Genomic DNA, 19,678 nt, shown 5'->3' with positions numbered 1-19,678 from the left:
CGGACAGGATATCGCCACGGCAGGAGTTCCCGGCGCTATGTTCGACAATCTCAGTGATCGGCTCGAGGCCATTGGCAAGCGCCTGCGGGGCAAAGGCCGCCTGACCGAAGACAACATCCAGGATACCCTGCGTGAAGTGCGCATGGCGCTGCTCGAGGCGGATGTCGCACTGCCGGTAGTCAAGGACTTTGTGGCGGCCGTACGCGAGCGGGCGCTGGGTGCGGAGGTGATGAAAAGCCTCACCCCGGGGCAGGCCTTTATCAAGATCGTCAACGATGAACTTGTCCAGGTTATGGGCGAGGCCAATGATGCGCTTGACCTCAGCGTCCGCCCCCCGGCGGTGGTGATGCTTGCCGGTCTGCAGGGCTCGGGCAAGACCACCAGCATCGCCAAGCTCGGCCGCTGGCTCCAGGAGCGCGATCAAAAAAAGGTGCTGGCGGTCTCGGTTGATATCCACCGGCCGGCGGCGATTGATCAGTTGCAGCGCCTCGCCGGCGAGGTGGGCATCGATTTTTTCCCGACCGAACCGGGGGCGGATCCGGCAGCGACCGGCGAGGCCGCGCTCGAGCGGGCCCGGACTGGCTACTACGATGTGCTGCTGGTGGATACCGCCGGGCGGCTGTCGATTGACGAGCAAATGATGGACGAGGCTCGCCGGGTGCATCATGCGGTGGCGCCGGCCGAGACGCTGTTCGTGGTCGACAGCATGACCGGGCAGGATGCGGCCAATACCGCTCGGGCATTCGATGCTGCCTTGCCGCTGACCGGGGTGATCCTCACCAAAGCCGACGGCGACGCGCGCGGCGGTGCGGCGCTCTCCATTCGGCAGGTTACCGGCAAGCCCATCAAGTTTCTTGGCGTCGGTGAGAAGACCGATGCCCTCGAGCCCTTCTATCCCGATCGCATGGCCTCGCGCATCCTCGGCATGGGCGATGTCCTCAGTCTGGTCGAGGAGGTCGAGCGCAAAGTCGATCGGCAACAGGCCGAGCGCATGGCCGGCAAGCTCAAGAAAGGCAAAGGATTTGATCTCGAGGACATGCGCGATCAGCTCCAGCAGGTCACCCAGATGGGCGGCATGGGCGGTCTGATGGACAAGCTCCCGGGGATGGGGCAAATGAGCGAGCAGGTCAGCCAGCAGATGAATGACGGCCAGCTGCGTCGGCAGATCGCGATCATCAACGCCATGACCCCCGGCGAGCGTCGCCGCCCCGATGTCCTCAACGGCTCGCGCAAGCGCCGTGTGGCCTCGGGCGCCGGGCTGCAGGTCCAGGATGTCAATCGTCTGCTCAAGCAGCACAAGCAGATGCAGAAGATGATGAAGCAGTTTAAAAAAGGCGGCATGCAAAAAATGATGCGTCAGCTTGGCGGTGGCGGCATGCCCGGCGGCGGTATGCCTCCGGGGGGCGGACTGCCACCGGGGCTTGGCGGGCGATAACGCCCGGGGTAGAATGAACGGTTTACTAGTCGGCCTGATCAATTAGGGACTTACATGGTTACGATTCGTCTTGCGCGCACCGGCGCCAAAAAGCGGCCTTTCTACCATCTCGTGGTGACCGACAGCCGGAACGCCCGGGACGGGCGGTTCATCGAGCGGCTGGGCTTTTTCAACCCTGTCGCAGCGGGCGAAGAGGTGCCGCTGCGGGTGGATGTCGAGCGCGCCCAGTACTGGCTCTCGAAAGGGGCGAAGCCCAGCGAGCGGGTCAGTCAGCTGTTGCGCCAGGCCCAGGCCGCCGAGAGCGCCAGCGCCTGAGGGTAAGGTGATGGGGACAGCCTCCGGGGATCAACCGGATTGTGTTGTCCTCGGCGAGGTGCTCGGGGCCCACGGTGTCCGCGGCGATCTGCGGATCTACTCCTGGACCCGGCCCAGGGAGAACATCCTTGAGTATTCGCGCTGGACCCTCGGGGCCGGCAGCGAGGCAGAACAATACAAGGTAGCCGCGACCCGCGTTCAGGGCCGCCATCTGCTGGCACGGCTGCAGGGGGTGGATCACCGCGACGCTGCCGAGGCGCTGCGCGGTCAGCCGATTGTCGTTGGCCGCGACGCGCTGCCTGAGAAAGGCGACCACGAGTATTACTGGTGGGAGCTCAAGGGACTGGCCGTGGAGACCCGCGACGGTCATGGGCTCGGACGGGTCAGCGGGCTCATGGAAACCGGCGCCAATGACGTGCTGGTCGTGGATGGCGAGAAGCGCCACCTGATTCCGTATGCGCCGGGGCGCTACGTCGAGTCGGTGGATCTTGCCGCAGGCCGGATGCGGGTGGACTGGGATCCGGAGTTTTGAACGGGAATGCGATTCGATGTCATCACGCTGTTCCCGGAGATGGTCGCCTCGGCGCTTGGCTACGGAGTCATTGGTCGGGCGCTCGATGAGGGTCGGCTGGAGCTGGTGACCTGGAACCCGCGGGATTACGCGGATGATACCCACCGAACGGTGGATGACCGGCCCTACGGCGGTGGCCCGGGCATGGTGATGAAAGTCGCGCCGCTGCTCGGGGCGATCCGCGCTGCCCGAGAGGCGGCAGCGCCAGCCCCGGTGATCTATCTCTCGCCGGAGGGCGCGAAGCTGGATGGCGGGCGTGCGCAGGCGCTGGCACAACGCTCGCGGGTCATTCTGCTGTGCGGGCGGTATGAGGGCATCGACCAACGGGTCATCGACCTTGAGGTCGATATGGAATTGTCCATTGGCGATTTTGTCGTCAGTGGCGGCGAGCTGCCGGCGCTGCTGGTGGTGGATGCGGTTGCGCGTCATCTGCCGGGTGTGCTCGGGCATGCGGAATCAGCCGAGCAGGATGCCTTTTCGCAGGGCCTGCTGGACTGCCCGCACTACACCCGGCCCGAGGTGGCCGAGGGCCAGTCGGTGCCGCCGGTGCTGCTGAGCGGAGACCACCAGGCGGTGGCTCGCTGGCGACGGCGGATGGCCATTGGCCGGACTTGGGAGAAAAGACCGGATCTGCTGGAGAGCCGCGAGCTCAGCGACGAAGAACAAGCCCTGCTGGACGACTATCGGGGCGATGGAACTGACTGACAAGGGATGCTGGAATGAGCAACATCATTGACGAACTCGAGCGCGAGCAGGTCGAGAAGACCGGCCGCAATCTCGATGACATCAACCCGGGCGATACGGTCCTCGTCAACGTCTGGGTGCGTGAGGGCAACCGCGAACGCACGCAGCCCTTCGAGGGCGTGGTCATCGCCAAGCGGAACCGGGGGCTGAATTCATCGTTCACCCTTCGCAAGGTCTCCCACGGCGAGGGTGTGGAGCGGGTGTTCCAGCTGCACTCCCCGCTGATCGAGAGCATGCAGGTCAAGCGCCGGGGCGATGTCCGTCGGGCCAAGCTCTATTTCCTGCGCGAGCGCAGCGGCAAGTCGGCCCGGATCAAAGAGAAGGTCCGGTCCAAGAACCGCTCGGCGAGCTGACCCGGCGTCAAGCCCCGACCATTCTGCTCGACGCCGGCAAGGCCCGCCTAGTGCGGGCTCTCGGCGTCGTTCATCCCCATCAGGTACAACACCCCATCCAGGCCGATGGTGGATATCGCCTGGCGGGCGCTGCGCTGGACCAGTGGCTTGGCATGAAAGGCGATGCCAAGGCCGGCGATGCCCAGCATGGGCAGATCGTTGGCGCCATCACCCACGGCGATGACCTGGGCCAGGTCGATACCCATTTCGTCGGCCAGCGAGCGAACCAGCTCCGCCTTGCGCTCACCATCGATCACCGGTTCGCGGACCTGCCCGGTCAGACGCCCGTCGACGATCTCGAGGCGGTTGGCGTGGACCACATCCAGTGGCAGCAGGGTCTGCAGGTGTTCACCAAAGAAGTCGAATCCGCCGGAGATGACAGCGGTCCGGTAGCCGAGCAGCTTCAACGTCTTGAGCAAGCGATCCGCGCCCTCGGTCAGTGTGAGCCGTTGGGCGACCCTGGACAGCACGGCGGTATCCAGTCCTTCCAGTAACGCCACCCGCCGGGTCAGGCTTTCCCGAAAATCGATCTCGCCGCGCATCGCCGCCGCGGTGATCTCGGCGACCGCCTCGCCAACCCCCGCCTCGCGGGCGAGTTCGTCGATGACCTCCTCGTGGATCAGCGTTGAGTCCATATCAAAGACCACCAGGCGACGATTGCGGCGGTAGAAGTTGTCCTGCTGAAACGAGATATCGATGTCCATCTCCTGCGAGATCGACAGAAACTGGGCTTTCATCGCATCCGGGTCGTCGGGTTCTCCGCGCAGGCTGAGCTCGAGACAGGCGCGCCCGGCGTTGAGATCTTCATGCAGCGGGCTGCGGGCGGACAGGCGGACGATATCCTCGATATTCAATCCGTGGTCGGTGGTCACCGCGGCGATGCGGGCAATCTGGGCCGCTGTCACGCGACGCCCCAGCAGGGTCAGTACGTAGGCCGGCTGGCGTTGTCCGGTCACCCACTGCTGGTACTCGTCGCTGGGCACGGGCTGAAAACGCACCCGCAGATCCAGTTGATGGGCCTCGAAGAGAAAATCTTTGAGCACTGAGGCCGATTGGGATCCTTCGGGGAGTTTGATGAGGATGCCAAGGGCGAGGTTTTCGTGGACCATCGCTTGGCTGATATCCAGGACACGGACGCCGTATTCGGCGAGGATGCCCATCAATACGGCGGTGATGCCGGGGCGGTCACTGCCGGAGATGTTGATCAGCAGGATCTCGCGGGCATTGTGGGAATCGCTCATGGGCTCGCTCGCTGGCCGGATATCACGCTATTGTAGGGCAAATTCTCCGGGAGCCGGTTGCAATGAGTGAAGATGAGGGATTCGCCAGGGTGGACTGGCGGCAGCGATTGACCCCCGAGCAGTATCGGGTCACCCGCGAGCATGGCACCGAGCCGCCTTTCAGCGGCGAGTACAACGATTTCAAGGGCGATGGCCAGTTCGATTGTGTCTGCTGTGGCCAGCCGCTTTTCGACAGCGCGCAGAAGTACGATTCGGGCTCGGGATGGCCGAGTTTCTGGGATCCGGTTAGCGAGGCGGCCATCGTCACCCGGGCGGACAACAGCCTTGGCATGCGGCGTGTCGAAGTCCTCTGCCGGCGCTGCGATGCCCATCTCGGGCATGTCTTTCCGGATGGCCCGCCACCCACCGGACAGCGCTATTGCATCAATTCCCTGGCGCTGGTGTTTCGTCCGCGCCATGACTGAGCCGGTGGCTTGTGGCACAGCGGGCTGCATCGGTATGATCAAAAACTGATCACAACTATCTGATTTTGAGACAACGACATGCAGGATCCCGCCCCCTCCACCGAGCTTGATCAAGCGCCGGGCCAGCCCGGCGGTCAACCCAGCCACCCCCGTGCCGGCGAGCGTATGAGCGGGGCGGAAATGGTGGTCGAGGTGCTGGCCCAGGAAGGGGTGGGTACCGTATTCGGCTACAGCGGCGGCGCCATTCTGCCCACCTATGATGCGATCTTCCGCTACAACGAGCGGGAACGCGCCGCGGATGGCGCCGATCCGATGCCACTGATTGTCCCGGCTAACGAGCAGGGCGCCGGGTTCATGGCCGCCGGCTATGCCCGTAGCAGCGGCGAGGTCGGTGTGTTTCTGGTGACTTCCGGCCCGGGTGCCACCAATACGGTCACCCCGATCCGCGATTGCATGGCCGACTCGGTGCCGGTGGTCTGCATCACCGGTCAGGTGGCGCGTGGCGCCATGGGCACCGATGCCTTCCAGGAAGCGCCCATCGTCAACATCATGGGCAACTGCGCCAAGCACGTGTTTTTGGTGACACGCCCCGAGCAGCTCGAGGAGACCATCCGCACTGCATTCGAGGTGGCCCGCTCGGGACGGCCCGGGCCGGTGGTGGTGGACCTGCCCAAGGATGTGCAGAACTGGGTGGGCGAGTTCAAAGGCAGCGGGGTGCTTGGCATCCGGGGTTATCGGCAGCGCATGGAGGCCCTGCGGCAGACCGAGATCTCCGAGCGCAAGGCGCGGCAGTTTTTCGAGATGCTCGAAAAAGCCCGGCGGCCGTTGCTCTACATCGGTGGCGGTGCCATCCACGGCGATGGCAGCGAGGCGGTTTCGGCATTTGCCCGGGAATACGGCATCCCCAGCGTCAGCACGGTCATGGGCCTGGGGGCGGTCGACACCAAAGACCCGCTGCATCTGCACATGCTCGGCATGCACGGCACGGCCTATGCCAACTACGCCGTCGAGGACTGCGACTTTATCATCGCTGTCGGGTCGCGGTTTGACGACCGGGTGGCGGCCAAGGCCGAGCTGTTTGCCCCGCAGGCCGAGCATGTCGCACACATCGACATCGACGCGGCCGAAATCGGCAAGGTCAAGCGGGTGGACTGGTCCCATGTCGGAGAGGCCGGCCACGCCATGGAACAGCTGTTGGCCTACGGCCGGTCGATGGGCTTCGGGCCGGACTACAGCCGTTGGGCCGCTCACTGCGACAAGCTGCGTGACAAACACCCGATGGCGTTCAAGGAAGACGGCGCGCTCATCCAGCCTCAGGCGGTGATGCGCACCCTCAACGAGATCACCGGTGGCGAGGCCATCATCAGCACCGGTGTGGGGCAGCATCAGATGTGGGCGGCGCAGTATCTCGACTTCCGCAGGCCGCGACTCTGGATGACCTCCGGGTCGATGGGCACCATGGGGTTCGGTCTGCCGGCGGCGATCGGCGCGCAGTTCGCCAACCCGGGGGCGCTGGTTGTGGATGTCGACGGCGACGGCAGCCTGCGCATGAACCTGGGCGAGATGGAAACCGTCACCACCTACGGCCTGCCGGTCAAGATTCTGCTTTTGAACAACAACGGCGATGGCATGGTCCGGCAGTGGCAGAAGCTGTATTTCAACGACCGCTTCTCTGCCAGTGACAAATCCCTCCATCGCAAGGACTTCATCAAGGCCGCCGAGGCGGACGGCTTCGCATTCGCCCGGCGCATCAGCGACCGGGACGAGCTGCAGGCGGGGCTGCAGGCGTTCATTGATTTCGACGGTCCGGCCTTTCTCGAGGTCATGATCGACCCGGACGCCGGGGTCTATCCCATGGTGGGCCCGGGGATGGGCTACAAACAGATGGTCACCGGCGACTACATCCCGGGCCGTGAGGTGCCGGAGATTGGCAAAGGGGGGCGGGTCGACCCCAGTGAGGCCTTCTAGGCCTGTCGGCACTTTCCGTATCAGCGCTTGAATCCGTCAGGTTCTGTCCCTATTTCGAGGGAGGACAGAGCAACTGATGGTAATGGATGGAACAATGAGCGAGACCCAGACACCCGAGACGCACGAATTCCAGGCCGAGGTCCGGCAGCTGCTGGATCTGATGATCCACTCCCTCTACAGCAACCGCGATATCTTCCTTCGCGAGCTGATCTCCAACGCCGCCGATGCCGCTGACCGGCTCCGGTTCGAGGCGCTGCAGGATGACACCCTGTTCGAGGACGACCCCGAGCCGCGGGTACAGATCGCCGTGGACAAAAACGCCAGAACCATCACCATCACCGACAACGGGATCGGCATGAACCGCGCCGATGTGATGGACAACCTCGGCACCATTGCCCGTTCGGGCACGCGCCGTTTTCTCGACGCGCTGACCGGCGACCAGAAACAGGATGCCCAGCTGATCGGGCAGTTCGGCGTGGGCTTCTACTCGGCGTTCATCGTCGCTGACCGGGTTGTCGTCCATACCCGGCGCGCCGGCGAGCCGGCCGAGAACGGCGTGCGCTGGGAGTCCGACGGCCGGGGTGAGTATGCTCTGCAGAGCGTCTCACGTCAGGCCCGGGGGACCGCCATCACCCTCCATCTGGGTGAAGATCAGGATGAGTTTCTCGAGCCGCAGCGGCTGCGGCAGATCGTGCGGCGCTATTCCGACCATATCGCGCTGCCCATCGAACTGCTCGGCGAGGATGATGCGCCCGAGACCGTCAATCAGGCCTCGGCGCTGTGGATGCGGCCCAAGCGCGAGCTCGAAGACAGCGACTACGAGCAGTTCTACCAGCAGCTGACCTTCGATCCGGAAAAGCCGTTGACCTGGATGCACAACAGCGTCGAGGGCAACCAGGCCTACACCAGCCTGCTTTATATCCCGGCGCAGCGACCGTTTGATCTTTTCGAGCCTGAATCCAGCCACGGGCTGCGGCTTTATGTGCGCCGCGTTTTCATCATGGAGGACAAGGAAAACCGGCTGTTGCCGCGCTATCTGCGGTTTGTTCGCGGTGTTGTGGACTCGGACGACCTGCCACTGAACGTCTCGCGTGAGATCCTCCAGCACAACCGACTCATCGATCGCATCCGCGGCGCATCGACCAAACGGGTTCTGGATGCGCTGGCCCGCCTGGCTGAGGACGACCCCCAGGCCTATGGCCGTTTCTGGTCGGCCTTCGGGACGGTGCTCAAGGAAGGGCCGGTGGAAGACCCCGGCAATGCCGAGAAGATCGCGGGTCTGCTGCGTTTTCACTCCACCCATGATGAGACCGGGCCGAATGTATCGCTGGCCGACTATGTCGGTCGCATGCAGTCGGGGCAGAAAGCGATCTACTACCTCACCGGCGAGGGACTGGCCGCGGTGCGTAACAGCCCCCATCTGGAGGTTTTCCGCAAGCGGGGCATCGAGGTATTGCTGCTGGCCGAGCCGATCGATGAATGGCTGGTCGCCCATCTGAGCGAGTACGACGGCACGCCGCTGCGCTCGGCCGGCAAGGGCGAGCTTGACCTTGACGAGCTGCCCGAGGCCGAGGCGGACGAGAAGGCCGATGAGACGCCGGATGCCTCGGTGCAGGCGTTGATCGACCGGCTGGGCGAGACGCTGGGCGAGCGGGTTTCGGCGGTTCGCTCGAGCACCCGCCTGACTGATTCGCCGGCGTGTATTGTCGTCGGCGAGCATGAGTTCGGGTTGAACATGCAACGCATGCTCGAGGCGGCGGGGCACGATCTGCCGGCGGAAAAGCCGGTGCTCGAGATCAATCCCACCCACCCGCTCATCACCCGGCTGGCCGGGGACGAGTCGGCCTCGCTGGCGGACTGGGGGGCACTGTTGCTGGAACAGTCCATCCTTATGGACGGCGGTCGGCTGGACGACCCGGCGGCGTTTGTCCGTCGCATGAATCGGCTGCTCGACTGATGTCGACAACCGAGGCCTTCACGCTGAAGGGGCGGATGGCAACCCTGTCGGTGCTCGAGATCATCGACCCGGGACGGCTTTTCGATCAGCTGGATCAGCGGCTTGGCCAGGTGCCCGGGTTCTTTGACGGCATGCCATTGGTGGTGATGCCCGGTCCCGGGGTGGATTTTAGCCAAGAGGCGTTTGCCGCACTGATTGACGGGTTGCGTGAGCGCGGCCTGCTGCCGGTGGCGGGCAGCGGGGTGCCGGCTGCGGTGGCCGCCGCGGCCGGGCTGGGCGTGATGCGCAATCCGGCGGGCCACGAGCGCGCCGAGAAACCATCGCCGGCGAATAACGGTGCCGCCACCGGGCAGCCCCCTGCGGGGGGGCGGGACAACCCCCGGGGCCCGGCACGGCGGGTGGATCAGCCGGTGCGCTCGGGCCAGCAGATCTATGCGCGCGGGGGCGATCTGGTGGTCACCGCACCGGTCAGCGCCGGGGCCGAGGTGATGGCCGATGGCCACGTGCATATCTACGGCGCACTCCGCGGCCGGGCGCTGGCCGGGGTGCAAGGGGACCGGGATGCGCGTATCTTTTGCCAATCGCTGGAGGCCGAGCTGGTGGCGGTGGCCGGTCAGTATCGACTCAGCGAACAGCTGCCGGGACGTCTGCGGGGCAAACCGGCGATGATGGGCCTGCAGCAGGACGAATTGCAGGTCGAGGCACTCTGATTCGGAGGTGAACGTGGCGCGAATCGTCGTGGTGACATCGGGCAAAGGGGGCGTGGGCAAGACCACCACCAGTGCGGCGCTGGCGGCGGGGCTTGCCAAGGCCGGCTACAAGACCGTCGTGGTGGATTTTGACGTGGGTCTGCGCAACCTGGATCTGATCATGGGGTGCGAACGTCGGGTGGTCTATGACTTTGTCAACGTTATCAATGGCGAGGCCAACCTCAATCAGGCCCTCATTCGAGACAAGCGTGTTGAAGGCCTGGAAATCCTGCCCGCCTCTCAGACCCGCGACAAGGACGCCCTGACCTTCGAGGGGGTGCAGTCCGTACTAGAAGGGCTGGCGGAGAACCATGATTACATCATCTGCGACTCGCCGGCCGGCATCGAGCGGGGCGCGCATCTAGCCATGTATTTTGCCGACGATGCCATCGTCGTCACCAATCCGGAGGTCTCATCGGTGCGCGACTCGGATCGGGTGCTGGGTCTGCTTGCCAGCAAGACCCGCCGCGCCGAGCAGGGGGATGCCCCGGTGGCAGAGCATCTGGTGGTCACCCGTTATGCGCCGTCGCGGGTGGGCAAGGGCGAGATGCTGAGTGTCGAGGATATCTGCGAGATCCTGTCCATCGAGTTACTGGGGGTCGTGCCCGAGTCCAACGCCGTGCTCAACGCCTCCAACGCCGGCGTCCCGGTGATCCTCGAAGACGGCACCGATGCCGGACAGGCCTATGACGATCTGGTCGCCCGCTATCTGGGCGAAGCGCGCCCGCAACGCTTCCTCAACGAGAAAAAGGGCCTGCTGGGCCGGATCTTCAAGGGCTAGTGGCATGGGATTCCTGGATTACTTTCGCTCGCAGCAGAAAAAGCGCACTGCCTCGATGGCCAAGGACCGGCTGCAGGTCATTGTGGCCCGCGAGCGCAGCCACCGTGACGGCCCCGATTATCTGCCCGCGCTGCAGTCGGATATCCTCGAGGTCATCCGTCGCTACATCGAGGTCGAGGACGATGCCGTGCGCATCCAGGTCGAGCGCGAGGGGGATTGTGAGGTCCTCGAGCTCAATGTCACTCTGCCCGAGGAAAGCTGAGCGGATCGCCGAGGGGTCAGCGGCCGCCGCTTTGCGCCGTCACATCGACGCGTAGGCGCAGGCGCTGACCGGGCTGAAGGTAACTGCCTTCGGCGATGTTGTTCCAGCGCTGCAGATCGGCCACGGCCACATTGAAGCGTTGGGCAATCAGATAGAGCGAATCACCACTGCGCACGGTATAGGTGACCGACTGCAGGCGATCAACGGGCCCGGCGCCCGTATCGACAGCGGTCTGCTGGACCGGGCCGTTGCTCCAGATCACCAGCTGTTCACCGATGCTCAGGGTGTCGCCGGGTGCCATGCCGTTCCAGCGCGCCAGTTCTCGAACACCGACGCCATGACGCCTGGCGATGGCCCAGAAGCTGTCGCCGGCCTGGACGGTATATTGCCGGCGCTGACGGTTGTCGGGGCCCGTGCGCTGTCTCGCTTGGCGACGGTCGTCGGCGCTCAGGCGGTACTGCCCGCTCGGCCGACTGGCCACCGGCACCAGCAGATGGTCGCCAGCCCGGATGATATGCCCGTCGATCCCGTTGCTCTGCTTGAGGGTGTCCACGGTGACATGGTAGCGATCGGCGATCTCCCCCAGCGTCTCACCGCGGGCGATGCGGTGGCGCTGCCAGCGCAGCCAGTCGCTCTCGGGGGTCTGTGCCAGCCCTCGACGAAAGGCGGGGATGTTCTCGAGCGGCAGCAGCAGGCGGTGCGGTCCATCGGGGGCGGTGGCCCAGCGGTTGTAGCCGGGGTTGAGCCGGTAGAGGGTCTCGATGTCCAGCCCGGCGAGCTCGGCGGCCAGTGCCAGATCGACCTGTCGCTCCAGCGTGACCGCATCGACCACCGGTTCGTTGGGAATGGGCTGCAGCGCGATGCCGTGGGAGGAAGGGTCGGCGACCAGCTCGCTGATGGCCAGCAGCTTGGGGACATAGTTCATGGTCTCGCGCGGCAGCTCCAGTGACCAGTAGTCGGTGGGCCGGCCCGCCTGGCGGTTGCGCTCGATGGCCCGCGAGACTGTGCCTTCGCCGCCGTTGTAGGCGGCGACTGCCAGCAACCAGTCGCCATCGAACATCTCTGCCAGATATTCGAGATAGGTCAGCGCCGCGTCGGTGGCGGCGAGCACATCGCGGCGGCCGTCGTACCACCAGTTCTGCTCGAGCCCATAGTGCCGGCCGGTGGCCGGTATGAACTGCCAGATCCCGGCGGCCCGGCCATGGGAGTAGGCGAACGGCCGGAACGCGCTCTCGACAATGGGCAGCAATGCGAGCTCCATTGGCATGTCGCGCGCGTCCAACGCTTCGACGATATGGAAAAGATAAGGGTGAGCGCGCTCGGAGACCCGCTGCCAGTACCCGTCCAGTCCCCGGAAATGCTCGTACTGCGCCTGCACCCGGGCATTGTCGTGGCCGGGGATGGCATAGCCGCGTCGGATGCGCGCCCACAGATCCCGCGGCGGTGCGGGCGGCTCGGCGGTTGCCGACGCGGCGGGATCGGCATTGGCATCGCGGCCGCTGGCCCGTTCGGCCGGTTCGGCCGCAGTGGGCTGTGAGGGGGCGTCGCTGACTTCGGTGGGTTGGTCACCCGGCACACTGGCACAGCCGGCCAGCAACAAAACAACGCCAATGGGCAGAAACCGACGAGTGTTCACGAGCGATCCTAGAAGTGGTCTTTCCATTGGCGCAGGGCAGCAAACACCGCGACATCGCCCTCGAGGGCATGGCCCGCCTGCTGACGGGCCTGCTTGATGACCTCGGGCTTGTCCCAACGCAGAAACGGGTTGGTTGCCTTCTCTTCGCCCAGAGTCGAGGGCAGCGTCACGGCCTGACGGGCCCGCTGTTCGCGGACCTTGTCGAGCCGCTGTCGCAGCTTTTCGTTACCCGGTTCGGCGGCGGTGGCGAACTCGAGGTTGGCGAGGGTGTACTCATGGCCACAGTACAGCCGCGTCTCATCGGCGAGCTCGCGTAGCCGGGCGAGATAGCCCTGCATGGTGGCGGCGTCGCCTTCGAACATCCGTCCGCAGCCGCCGGCAAACAGTGCGTCGCCAGCAAACAGCGCGTCATCGCCGATATAGGCAATATGGTCAAGGGTATGACCCGGCACCGTCATGACCGTCAACGTGGTGTCCAGACCCGGCAGCAACACCGGGTCACCTTCGCCCACGGGCTCGGTCACCCCGGGGGTCTGCCCACCGGCGGGGCCAAAGACCGGCATCCCGGGCTGGCTGAGGTCGGCGACACCACCGACATGGTCATGATGATGGTGGGTGAGCAGGATGGCCGAGAGGGTCAGGCCGAACCCTTCGAGGGCCCGACGCACGGGCTCGGACTCACCCGGGTCAACCACCGCGGCATGGCTCGACTGCGGCGAGTGCAGCAGCCACGTATAATTATCCGCGAGAACGGGTATCGGGGTAATGTTGAGCATGGGCGAATGCTACCCCGCCCGTCGATCGCTCACAAACCGAATCAGGCCATTTTGTGGGGGTGACTGATGGCGTGGCTCAATGACTGGTTCAAGACACCGGCGGGTCGGGAGCTGGCGCAACAGGAGTCGCGCCTGCTATCCCGTCGTCTGGCCGGACTTTATGCCCGTCGGGTGCTCCAGGTGGGCAGTTACGGCGAGGGCTGCGGTCCGACGGTCTACGACCACACCCGACAGTGGATCATGGATGCCTGTCCCGGTGAGGCGATCACGCTGCGCGGCAACAGCCAGGTCATGCCGCTGGCTTCGGGCAGCGTCGACGGGATCGTGCTGGTCCATCAGCTGGAGTTTACCGACAAACCCCATCAGGTCTTTCGGGAGGCCGCACGTGTACTGGCACCCGAGGGCCATATGCTGGTGCTCTGCTTCAACCCCCTGAGCCTTTGGGGAGTGCGGCGCTGGCTGAGTCTGCGGGCCGACGCACCGCCATGGAACGGGACCTATCTTTCGGCCGGCCGATTGATGGACTGGATGCGGCTGCTCGGCGTGACGCCGCGACCGCGCGAGAGCATGGCACCACTGCCGCCACCCCTGTATGGTCAACGCGCAGGGGGTCAGGACAATCGTCGTCGGGATACCCGTCTGCCTCGCATCATGCGCGGCCTGGGCGGGGTCAATCTGATCATCGGCCAGAAGCGGGTCAGCGGTCAGGTCCATCCACCGGCGGTCCGTCAGCGGCGGCTAGCGATCATCCCTGGGGGGCTGGCCCAGGCCGGCGCCCGTGCAGCGATCAGACAGGAGCGGCATGACTCAGGTTGAGATTTATACCGACGGCGCCTGTCGCGGCAACCCGGGGCCGGGTGGCTGGGGCGCCTTGCTGCGGTGGGGCGATCAGGAGCGCACGCTCCATGGGGGTGAAGCGCAGACGACCAACAACCGGATGGAGCTGATGGCTGCCATCCAGGCGCTCGAAACACTCAATCGAGCCTGCCGCGTCGAGCTGACCACGGACTCGCAGTATCTGCGCAAAGGCATTACCGAGTGGATGGCTGACTGGAAGCGGCGCGGCTGGAAAACCGCCGCCCGAAAGCCGGTCAAGAATCGGGACCTGTGGGAGCGACTGGATGCCCTCACAGCGCGCCATGACATTCATTGGCACTGGGTCAAGGGGCATGCCGGGCACGACGAGAACGAACGGGTCGATGCCCTGGCCAACCGCGGCATTGATGAACTGCTGGGAGGAAGTGTTTGATGCGCCAGGTGGTGCTGGATACCGAGACAACCGGCCTCGAGCCCGAGGCAGGCCACCGGGTGATCGAGATCGGCTGCTACGAGCTCGAGCAGCGGCGGGCGACCGGCGAGACCTTTCATGCCTATCTCAACCCCGGCCGGCCGGTGGATCCCGAGGCCATGGCAGTCCATGGGATCACCGATGCGTTTCTGGCGGACAAACCGCGGTTTGCCGATCTGGCCCAGACGTTCGTTGCCTTTGTCGCCAACGCCGAGGTGATCATTCATAACGCGCCGTTCGATGTAGGTTTCCTCGATTACGAACTCGCCCGGCTGGGTGAGGCCTGGGGCAGGCTCGAGGATCACTGCCGGGTCGTGGACAGCCTGGCGATGGCGCGGCAACAGCACCCCGGCCAGCGCAACAGTCTGGACGCCCTCTGCCGGCGCTACGGAATCGACAACAGCAGCCGCACCCTGCACGGGGCGCTGCTCGATGCCGAAATCCTGGCCGAGGTGTATCTGGCCATGACCGGTGGGCAGGTGACATTGCATCTTGGCGGCGACGAGGGCGGTCCGGCCGCCGCCCGCATCGATCCGCCCCGACCGGTGAGCAGCGATCGCCCCCGGCTGCCGGTGATCGAACCGGCCGAGGCGGCGCTCAACGCCCATGCCGCGTGGCTGGATCGGCTCGACGAGAGCGCCGGCAAACCCTGCGTGTGGCGGCAACTCGAGTCCGGAGCGGCATCATGATCCCGCGTCCCCTGCAGGCGCCGGTCGCCGTGGTGATGTTTGATCTGGACTTCACCCTGTGGGATCTCTCGGGGGTGATTCCCCATGCCGAGCAGGTTTGTCAGGGACTGCTCGAACAGCGCTATCCGGCGGTCGCCGAGCGATTTGATATCGAGTCACAGCGCTCACTGCGGGTGGAGTTGGCCGAGCAACACCCCGAGCTGGCACACGATGTCACCCGACTACGTCGAGCCTCGCTCGAGCGGATCGGTGCGGTGGCGGGCTATCAGGGCGCCGCCCTGCAGGCACTGGTGGAGGAGGCCTTCACCGCCTTTATCGATGCTCGGCATGCGGTGACACTCTATGACGATACCCTGCCGTTGCTGCGCGCCCTGCGTGGACAGGTGCGGCTGGGTGCGCTCACCAATGGCAATGCCGATGTCCATCGGATCGGGCTGGGCGAGTACTTTGACTTTACCCTCTCGGCGGTGGAACTCGGGGCGGCGAAACCTTCGCACCTGGTTTACGAGACAGCGGCCCGTCGAGCCGGTGCCCCGGCGGCAGAGATTGTCCACGTCGGCGATGATGTCCATACCGATGTCTACGGTGCGGCGAACTTCGGGATGCAGGCGGTGTGGCTCAATCGCGATGGAGCGCACTGGCCCGACGAGGTGCCGGCCGTACCGCATCACGCCGTCGGCAGCCTGGCTGAACTCGAGGGGATGCTGCTCGGCCTTTTGAGGGCGGCGTGATGAGCGCCGAGATGCAGGGCTTCGGTCTGGTGGTGATCGGCGATGAGCTGCTCTCGGGCAAGCGGGCCGACAAGCATTTCCCGCATCTATGCGGGCTTTTGGCCGAGCGGGGGCTGGAGCTGCGCTGGGTGCGATTCGTCAATGACGAGGCCCGGCTGATCACCCGCACCCTGCAGGAGAGCGCCGAGGCCGGTGATGTGGTGTTCAGTTGCGGTGGCATCGGCGCAACGCCGGATGATCGTACCCGTCAGTGCGCGGCGGACGCCTTCGATCGCCCGCTGGCGGTCCACCCCGAAGGCCGGGCCATGCTCGAGGCGCGTTTTGGTCGTCCGGTCGAACCGGCGCGGCGGCTCAATCTGGTGAACTTTCCCGAGGGCGCGACGCTCATCCCCAACCCGGTCAACGACGTACCGGGTTTTTCGCTTCTCGATCATCACTTCTTGCCCGGCTTCCCGCAGATGGCCTGGCCGATGATGGCCTGGGTACTGGATCAGCATTATGGGCATTGGCATGATGCCGGGCGGCTGGGCGAGCGCAGTATCATCGTCCATGGCGCAAGAGAGAGCGACGTCATCCCGTTGCTCGAGCGATTCGAGGCCGACTACCCGGCACTGCGACTCTCCTGCCTGCCGAGTCTGCGCGACGAGGGCCATCAACTCGAGCTCGGGCTGAGGGGGTCGCCCGATGACATCGAAAACGCCATGCCGCGGCTTTGTGATGCCGTTGCCGCGTTGGGGTTTTCCTGGAAGGAGGCCATTGCCTGATGGATAGATCAACCGCACCCGGTCGGGGCCTTCTGGGGCTGCTGGCGGTGCTGATCGTGCTTGCCTATGCCGTGCCCTACGGGCTTTTGCGCGACATCCCGTCCTGGCAGGCCGCGTTTTTGTTCTGGACGCTCTTTGGTGTCGCCGCGGTGGCAGTGATCATCCGTTTGATCAGCGGGTGGCGGCCATGACACAGGGTGTGTTGATCCTGCTCGGGGTCTACGCGCTGCTGGGCATGGCGGTGGCGTTTAGTGCCCGGCGTGGGCTTGGCGAGGGCGCCGGTGAGTACTACCTCGCCGGGCGACGGGCCGGTGGTGTTCTCTCGGCGTTGAGCTACGGCGCGACGACCTACAGCGCCTTCATGATGGTGGGCCTCGCCGGGTTGACCTATGCAGGGGGCGTGGGGGCGCTGGGCTTCGAGCTGGTCTACCTGGCCGGCCTGGGGCTGGTGGCGATATTCGGCCCCCGTTTCTGGCTGGCAGGCCGGGCCCACGGATTCATCACGCCGGCGGAAATGCTCAGCCATCGTTATGACAGCCCCTGGGTGGGGGGTGTGATGGCGGTGGCGGCCTGCATCTTTCTCATCCCCTACAGCGCCGTGCAGCTGATGGGCATCGGCTATCTGCTCGAGGCGGTGACCGATGGCGCGGTGGGCTTTCAGTCGGGCATCCTCATCGGCGCGGGGCTGGCGTTGATCTGGACACTCGCGGCGGGGCTGCGATCGGTGCTCTGGACCGATGCGCTGCAGGTGATCGTGATGCTGGTGACCAGCCTGTTGGCCGTCGGTTTCATTGTCGCTGCCCTCGGCGGTCCGTGGGATTTTCTCGATACCATCGCCACCGATCATGGTGAGTGGTTGGCGGTCCCGGGGCCGGGGCTGTTCAGCCTGACAACCTTCATCGGCCTGACCCTGCCGTGGTTTTTCTTCTCGATTAGTAATCCCCAGGTCAGCCAGCGGCTGTTTACCACCGAATCCCTGGGTGCGATGCGCACCATGCTGGCCGGGTTTCTGATCCTGGGGCTCGTCTACACCCTGGTCTCGGTGGTCTGGGGCTTTTCGGCCCTGGCGCTGTTGCCCGGGCTGGAGAGTGCCGATCAGGCCACCCCGGCGCTGCTCGCCAGCGGCGCGATCCCCAAGGGCATCGCCATCGTCCTTGTGATTGGTATCGTCGCGGCTGCGGTCTCGACAGTGGACTCGATCATGCTCAGCCTCTCGGCGCTGGCCGGTCGTGATCTGTACCGGCCGCTTGCCCGGGGCGGGCGGCACGAGCTGCTGGCCGGCAAACTGGTGATGCTGCTTGTCACTGGCCTGGCGATCGCGTTCGCCCGTCTGCAGCTCGATCTCATCACGATTCTCTCGGTGGCTTCGTCGTCCGGGTTGCTGGTGACGGTGCCGGCCATTGTAGGGTGTTTTTTCTGGGCAAGGGGCACGGCGACGGGGGCGCTTGTCAGCATCATCGGTGCCGGGGTGGTGGTGACCCTGCTGCAGGTGACCGGCAGCAACCCGCTGGGTATCCCCGCCTCGGTGTGGGGTGGCGCACTGGCGGTGGTGCTGTTTGTCACCGCCAGCCTGCTGACCCGAGCGCCGACAGCACGGGCCGAGGCGTTCATGCAGCCGGTGCGCGAGGGCCTGGCGCGCCATCGCGTGCTCTAGACCGGGGTGATGGCTGCCGCCGCGGCTCAATCAACCCGGGCGAGCAGATCCCTCCGCAGCGATGCCGACAAGGGTGCCTCGGCATCCAGCCAGATGCCGAAATAGGCAGCGGCAAAGTCGCCACCGGGGACGGTGCCGAGCGGTTCGCCGTTGAAGTACAGGGTGGTGCCCTTTTCTGGCTGGTAGTCCATGCGATACCGGTCGCCTTCACTAACCGGGCGGAAGAGGTCGTGGAACTGCTCGATAGACGATCCCAGAGGCTCGCGCTCGGCGTCGGTGAGCTGTTCGGCCAGCTTGGTGTTGGCCGCGCGAATGATGTCCTCGGCGCTTATGTCGTGGAAGTACTCGATGGTCAGCCGCCGTGGTGTGTCCGCTGCCAGCACGGCCTCGGCCGGTGTCTGCGGTGGCAGATGCAGCGCCGCGGCGTAAACCGTGAACACCAGCCGGTAACGGACCGTGCCCGTGCCGCTTAGCTGCAACGGCCGATCATCGATGCGAACCGTCTCGGCGAAGGTTGCGCCATGGGTTTCGACCGTCTGCGCCAGAGCGCTGCCGGTGGTCAGCCCGGCCAGGGCCAGAAGCGCGGGCGCGATCCATTGCCGGGCCGGACGTGGCCGTGTCATGGCGTGCCGGACGCCGTCGCGGCATCCGCTCGCCGGAAGAAAAGTGTCACTGTCCCGACCCGGAACCCGAATTTGGTGACCTCGGCGGTATTGATCAGGGTGTGCTCGTCGGTCAGGTACATCCAGTCGTCGAACTGCAGATTCCAGGTCCGATCACCCACCTCCAGGGCCAGCGTGTACTGCCAGTTCAGTGCGTTGCCATAGCGTTTGCCCGTGGCCACGCCCACCACATCGCCGGCCCGGCCTTCGTAGGTGTGCTCATCGATGCGCTCGATCTCCCATACCCGGCGGTCGGTTTCGCCATCGGCGTAGTGGAACCGCTCATCCAGGGTGATGCGATCGCCCTCGACGGTGCCATCGATATCAACCGTAAAACGCCGGCGCACCTCGCCATTGCGGGCCTGGAACATCCCCCAGGCCTGGACACGACCGTCAAAATACTCCTCGATGCGAAAGCTCGGCCCCTCGCCGGCGTAGTCCTGCGGCTCGACACCGGCACAGGCGGTGAGCAGCAATGTGAGCAGGGCGAGTAGGATCAGCTTTGGGTTGTTGGCAAGCGGCATTCCGGCCTCCTGATTGGCCCCTTTGATGCATTGGGTCGACGATGGTTTGACCCTATCATGCACCAGGAATTCGTG

General features: G+C 65.2%; 23 protein-coding genes. 18 read left to right on the top strand and 5 right to left on the bottom strand.

Annotation, left to right across the window (positions count from 1 at the left end; all coding sequences use genetic code 11):
* The first annotated feature begins 37 nt into the window (after nucleotides 1–37).
* From ffh to rplS, 5 genes are read left to right on the top strand one after another with little or no spacing between them, the layout of a single operon-like run.
* Nucleotides 38–1,435, top strand: coding sequence for a signal recognition particle protein (ffh, locus tag V6X73_RS01655; protein WP_367958056.1), 1,398 nt, complete (start codon nucleotides 38–40; stop codon nucleotides 1,433–1,435).
* A 54-nt stretch (nucleotides 1,436–1,489) separates the two neighbouring features.
* Nucleotides 1,490–1,750 carry a 30S ribosomal protein S16 gene (gene rpsP, locus V6X73_RS01650; protein WP_367958057.1) on the top strand — a complete coding sequence of 87 codons (261 nt, stop codon included), beginning with the start codon at nucleotides 1,490–1,492 and terminating at the stop codon, nucleotides 1,748–1,750.
* 10 nt (nucleotides 1,751–1,760) lie between these two features.
* Entirely contained in the window at nucleotides 1,761–2,282 is a 522-nt protein-coding gene (rimM, locus tag V6X73_RS01645; protein WP_367958058.1) for a ribosome maturation factor RimM, read from the top strand.
* A 6-nt stretch (nucleotides 2,283–2,288) separates the two neighbouring features.
* Nucleotides 2,289–3,026 carry a tRNA (guanosine(37)-N1)-methyltransferase TrmD gene (trmD, locus tag V6X73_RS01640; RefSeq protein ID WP_367958059.1) on the top strand — a complete coding sequence of 246 codons (738 nt, stop codon included), beginning with the start codon at nucleotides 2,289–2,291 and terminating at the stop codon, nucleotides 3,024–3,026.
* Nucleotides 3,027–3,040: 14 nt separating this feature from the next.
* Complete coding sequence (gene rplS / locus V6X73_RS01635) at nucleotides 3,041–3,418, top strand: 50S ribosomal protein L19 (RefSeq protein WP_367958060.1); 378 nt, start codon at nucleotides 3,041–3,043, stop codon at nucleotides 3,416–3,418.
* Nucleotides 3,419–3,465: 47 nt separating this feature from the next.
* On the opposite strand, the gene serB is transcribed toward rplS, so the two are convergent.
* Nucleotides 3,466–4,698, bottom strand: a complete 1,233-nt coding sequence (serB, locus tag V6X73_RS01630; RefSeq protein ID WP_367958061.1) for a phosphoserine phosphatase SerB — start codon at nucleotides 4,696–4,698, stop codon at nucleotides 3,466–3,468.
* A 62-nt stretch (nucleotides 4,699–4,760) separates the two neighbouring features.
* Between serB and msrB the strand changes: the two genes are divergently transcribed.
* The 6 genes from msrB (at nucleotide 4,761) to minE (ending at nucleotide 10,879) form a co-directional block, all read left to right on the top strand.
* On the top strand, nucleotides 4,761–5,162 hold the full coding sequence (gene msrB / locus V6X73_RS01625; RefSeq protein WP_367958062.1) for a peptide-methionine (R)-S-oxide reductase MsrB: 402 nt from the start codon (nucleotides 4,761–4,763) through the stop codon (nucleotides 5,160–5,162).
* A gap of 78 nt (nucleotides 5,163–5,240) precedes the next feature.
* Nucleotides 5,241–7,130, top strand: a complete 1,890-nt coding sequence (gene ilvB, locus V6X73_RS01620) for a biosynthetic-type acetolactate synthase large subunit (RefSeq protein ID WP_367958063.1) — start codon at nucleotides 5,241–5,243, stop codon at nucleotides 7,128–7,130.
* A gap of 94 nt (nucleotides 7,131–7,224) precedes the next feature.
* On the top strand, nucleotides 7,225–9,087 hold the full coding sequence (gene htpG / locus V6X73_RS01615; RefSeq protein ID WP_367958064.1) for a molecular chaperone HtpG: 1,863 nt from the start codon (nucleotides 7,225–7,227) through the stop codon (nucleotides 9,085–9,087).
* Nucleotides 9,087–9,797, top strand: coding sequence for a septum site-determining protein MinC (gene minC / locus V6X73_RS01610; protein ID WP_367958065.1), 711 nt, complete (start codon nucleotides 9,087–9,089; stop codon nucleotides 9,795–9,797). The genes htpG and minC overlap by 1 nt, the downstream gene beginning before the upstream one ends.
* 13 nt (nucleotides 9,798–9,810) lie before the next feature.
* The gene (gene minD, locus V6X73_RS01605; protein WP_367958066.1) at nucleotides 9,811–10,617 is read left to right on the top strand and encodes a septum site-determining protein MinD; all 807 of its coding nucleotides are present in this window, start codon (nucleotides 9,811–9,813) and stop codon (nucleotides 10,615–10,617) included.
* A 4-nt stretch (nucleotides 10,618–10,621) separates the two neighbouring features.
* Complete coding sequence (gene minE / locus V6X73_RS01600; RefSeq protein WP_367958067.1) at nucleotides 10,622–10,879, top strand: cell division topological specificity factor MinE; 258 nt, start codon at nucleotides 10,622–10,624, stop codon at nucleotides 10,877–10,879.
* A 16-nt stretch (nucleotides 10,880–10,895) separates the two neighbouring features.
* Here minE and V6X73_RS01595 read toward each other — a convergent pair whose 3' ends face one another.
* Nucleotides 10,896–12,515, bottom strand: a complete 1,620-nt coding sequence (locus V6X73_RS01595; RefSeq protein ID WP_367958068.1) for a lytic transglycosylase — start codon at nucleotides 12,513–12,515, stop codon at nucleotides 10,896–10,898.
* A gap of 8 nt (nucleotides 12,516–12,523) precedes the next feature.
* Nucleotides 12,524–13,291 (bottom strand): hydroxyacylglutathione hydrolase, encoded by a 768-nt coding sequence (gloB, locus tag V6X73_RS01590; RefSeq protein ID WP_367958069.1) that lies wholly within the window; start codon nucleotides 13,289–13,291, stop codon nucleotides 12,524–12,526.
* A 66-nt stretch (nucleotides 13,292–13,357) separates the two neighbouring features.
* Here gloB and V6X73_RS01585 point away from each other — a divergent pair, with 66 nt between their 5' ends.
* Genes V6X73_RS01585 through V6X73_RS01555 form a run of 7 tightly spaced genes read left to right on the top strand, consistent with a single transcriptional unit; the run spans nucleotide 13,358 to nucleotide 18,417 of the window.
* Nucleotides 13,358–14,107 carry a class I SAM-dependent methyltransferase gene (locus V6X73_RS01585; protein ID WP_367958070.1) on the top strand — a complete coding sequence of 250 codons (750 nt, stop codon included), beginning with the start codon at nucleotides 13,358–13,360 and terminating at the stop codon, nucleotides 14,105–14,107.
* Complete coding sequence (rnhA, locus tag V6X73_RS01580; protein WP_367958071.1) at nucleotides 14,094–14,540, top strand: ribonuclease HI; 447 nt, start codon at nucleotides 14,094–14,096, stop codon at nucleotides 14,538–14,540. The genes V6X73_RS01585 and rnhA overlap by 14 nt, the downstream gene beginning before the upstream one ends.
* Nucleotides 14,540–15,268 (top strand): DNA polymerase III subunit epsilon, encoded by a 729-nt coding sequence (dnaQ, locus tag V6X73_RS01575; RefSeq protein ID WP_367958072.1) that lies wholly within the window; start codon nucleotides 14,540–14,542, stop codon nucleotides 15,266–15,268. The genes rnhA and dnaQ overlap by 1 nt, the downstream gene beginning before the upstream one ends.
* Nucleotides 15,265–15,999 carry an HAD-IA family hydrolase gene (locus tag V6X73_RS01570; RefSeq protein WP_367958073.1) on the top strand — a complete coding sequence of 245 codons (735 nt, stop codon included), beginning with the start codon at nucleotides 15,265–15,267 and terminating at the stop codon, nucleotides 15,997–15,999. Before dnaQ ends, V6X73_RS01570 begins: the two co-directional genes overlap by 4 nt.
* Nucleotides 15,999–16,763: a competence/damage-inducible protein A gene (locus tag V6X73_RS01565; protein WP_367958074.1), complete on the top strand. Its 765-nt coding sequence runs from the start codon at nucleotides 15,999–16,001 to the stop codon at nucleotides 16,761–16,763. Before V6X73_RS01570 ends, V6X73_RS01565 begins: the two co-directional genes overlap by 1 nt.
* Nucleotides 16,763–16,954, top strand: a complete 192-nt coding sequence (locus V6X73_RS01560; protein WP_367958075.1) for a hypothetical protein — start codon at nucleotides 16,763–16,765, stop codon at nucleotides 16,952–16,954. The genes V6X73_RS01565 and V6X73_RS01560 overlap by 1 nt, the downstream gene beginning before the upstream one ends.
* Nucleotides 16,951–18,417 carry a sodium:solute symporter family protein gene (locus V6X73_RS01555; RefSeq protein WP_367958076.1) on the top strand — a complete coding sequence of 489 codons (1,467 nt, stop codon included), beginning with the start codon at nucleotides 16,951–16,953 and terminating at the stop codon, nucleotides 18,415–18,417. Before V6X73_RS01560 ends, V6X73_RS01555 begins: the two co-directional genes overlap by 4 nt.
* 26 nt (nucleotides 18,418–18,443) lie before the next feature.
* On the opposite strand, the gene V6X73_RS01550 is transcribed toward V6X73_RS01555, so the two are convergent.
* Entirely contained in the window at nucleotides 18,444–19,040 is a 597-nt protein-coding gene (locus V6X73_RS01550) for a chalcone isomerase family protein (protein WP_367958077.1), read from the bottom strand.
* Complete coding sequence (locus tag V6X73_RS01545; RefSeq protein ID WP_367958078.1) at nucleotides 19,037–19,603, bottom strand: DUF3833 domain-containing protein; 567 nt, start codon at nucleotides 19,601–19,603, stop codon at nucleotides 19,037–19,039. The genes V6X73_RS01550 and V6X73_RS01545 overlap by 4 nt, the downstream gene beginning before the upstream one ends.
* Nucleotides 19,604–19,678 lie beyond the last annotated feature (75 nt).

This window comes from Spiribacter pallidus, assembly GCF_040838495.1.
In the GTDB taxonomy this organism is placed as follows: Bacteria; Pseudomonadota; Gammaproteobacteria; order Nitrococcales; family Nitrococcaceae; genus Spiribacter; species Spiribacter pallidus.
This window is presented reverse-complemented; position numbering and strand designations above follow the sequence as displayed.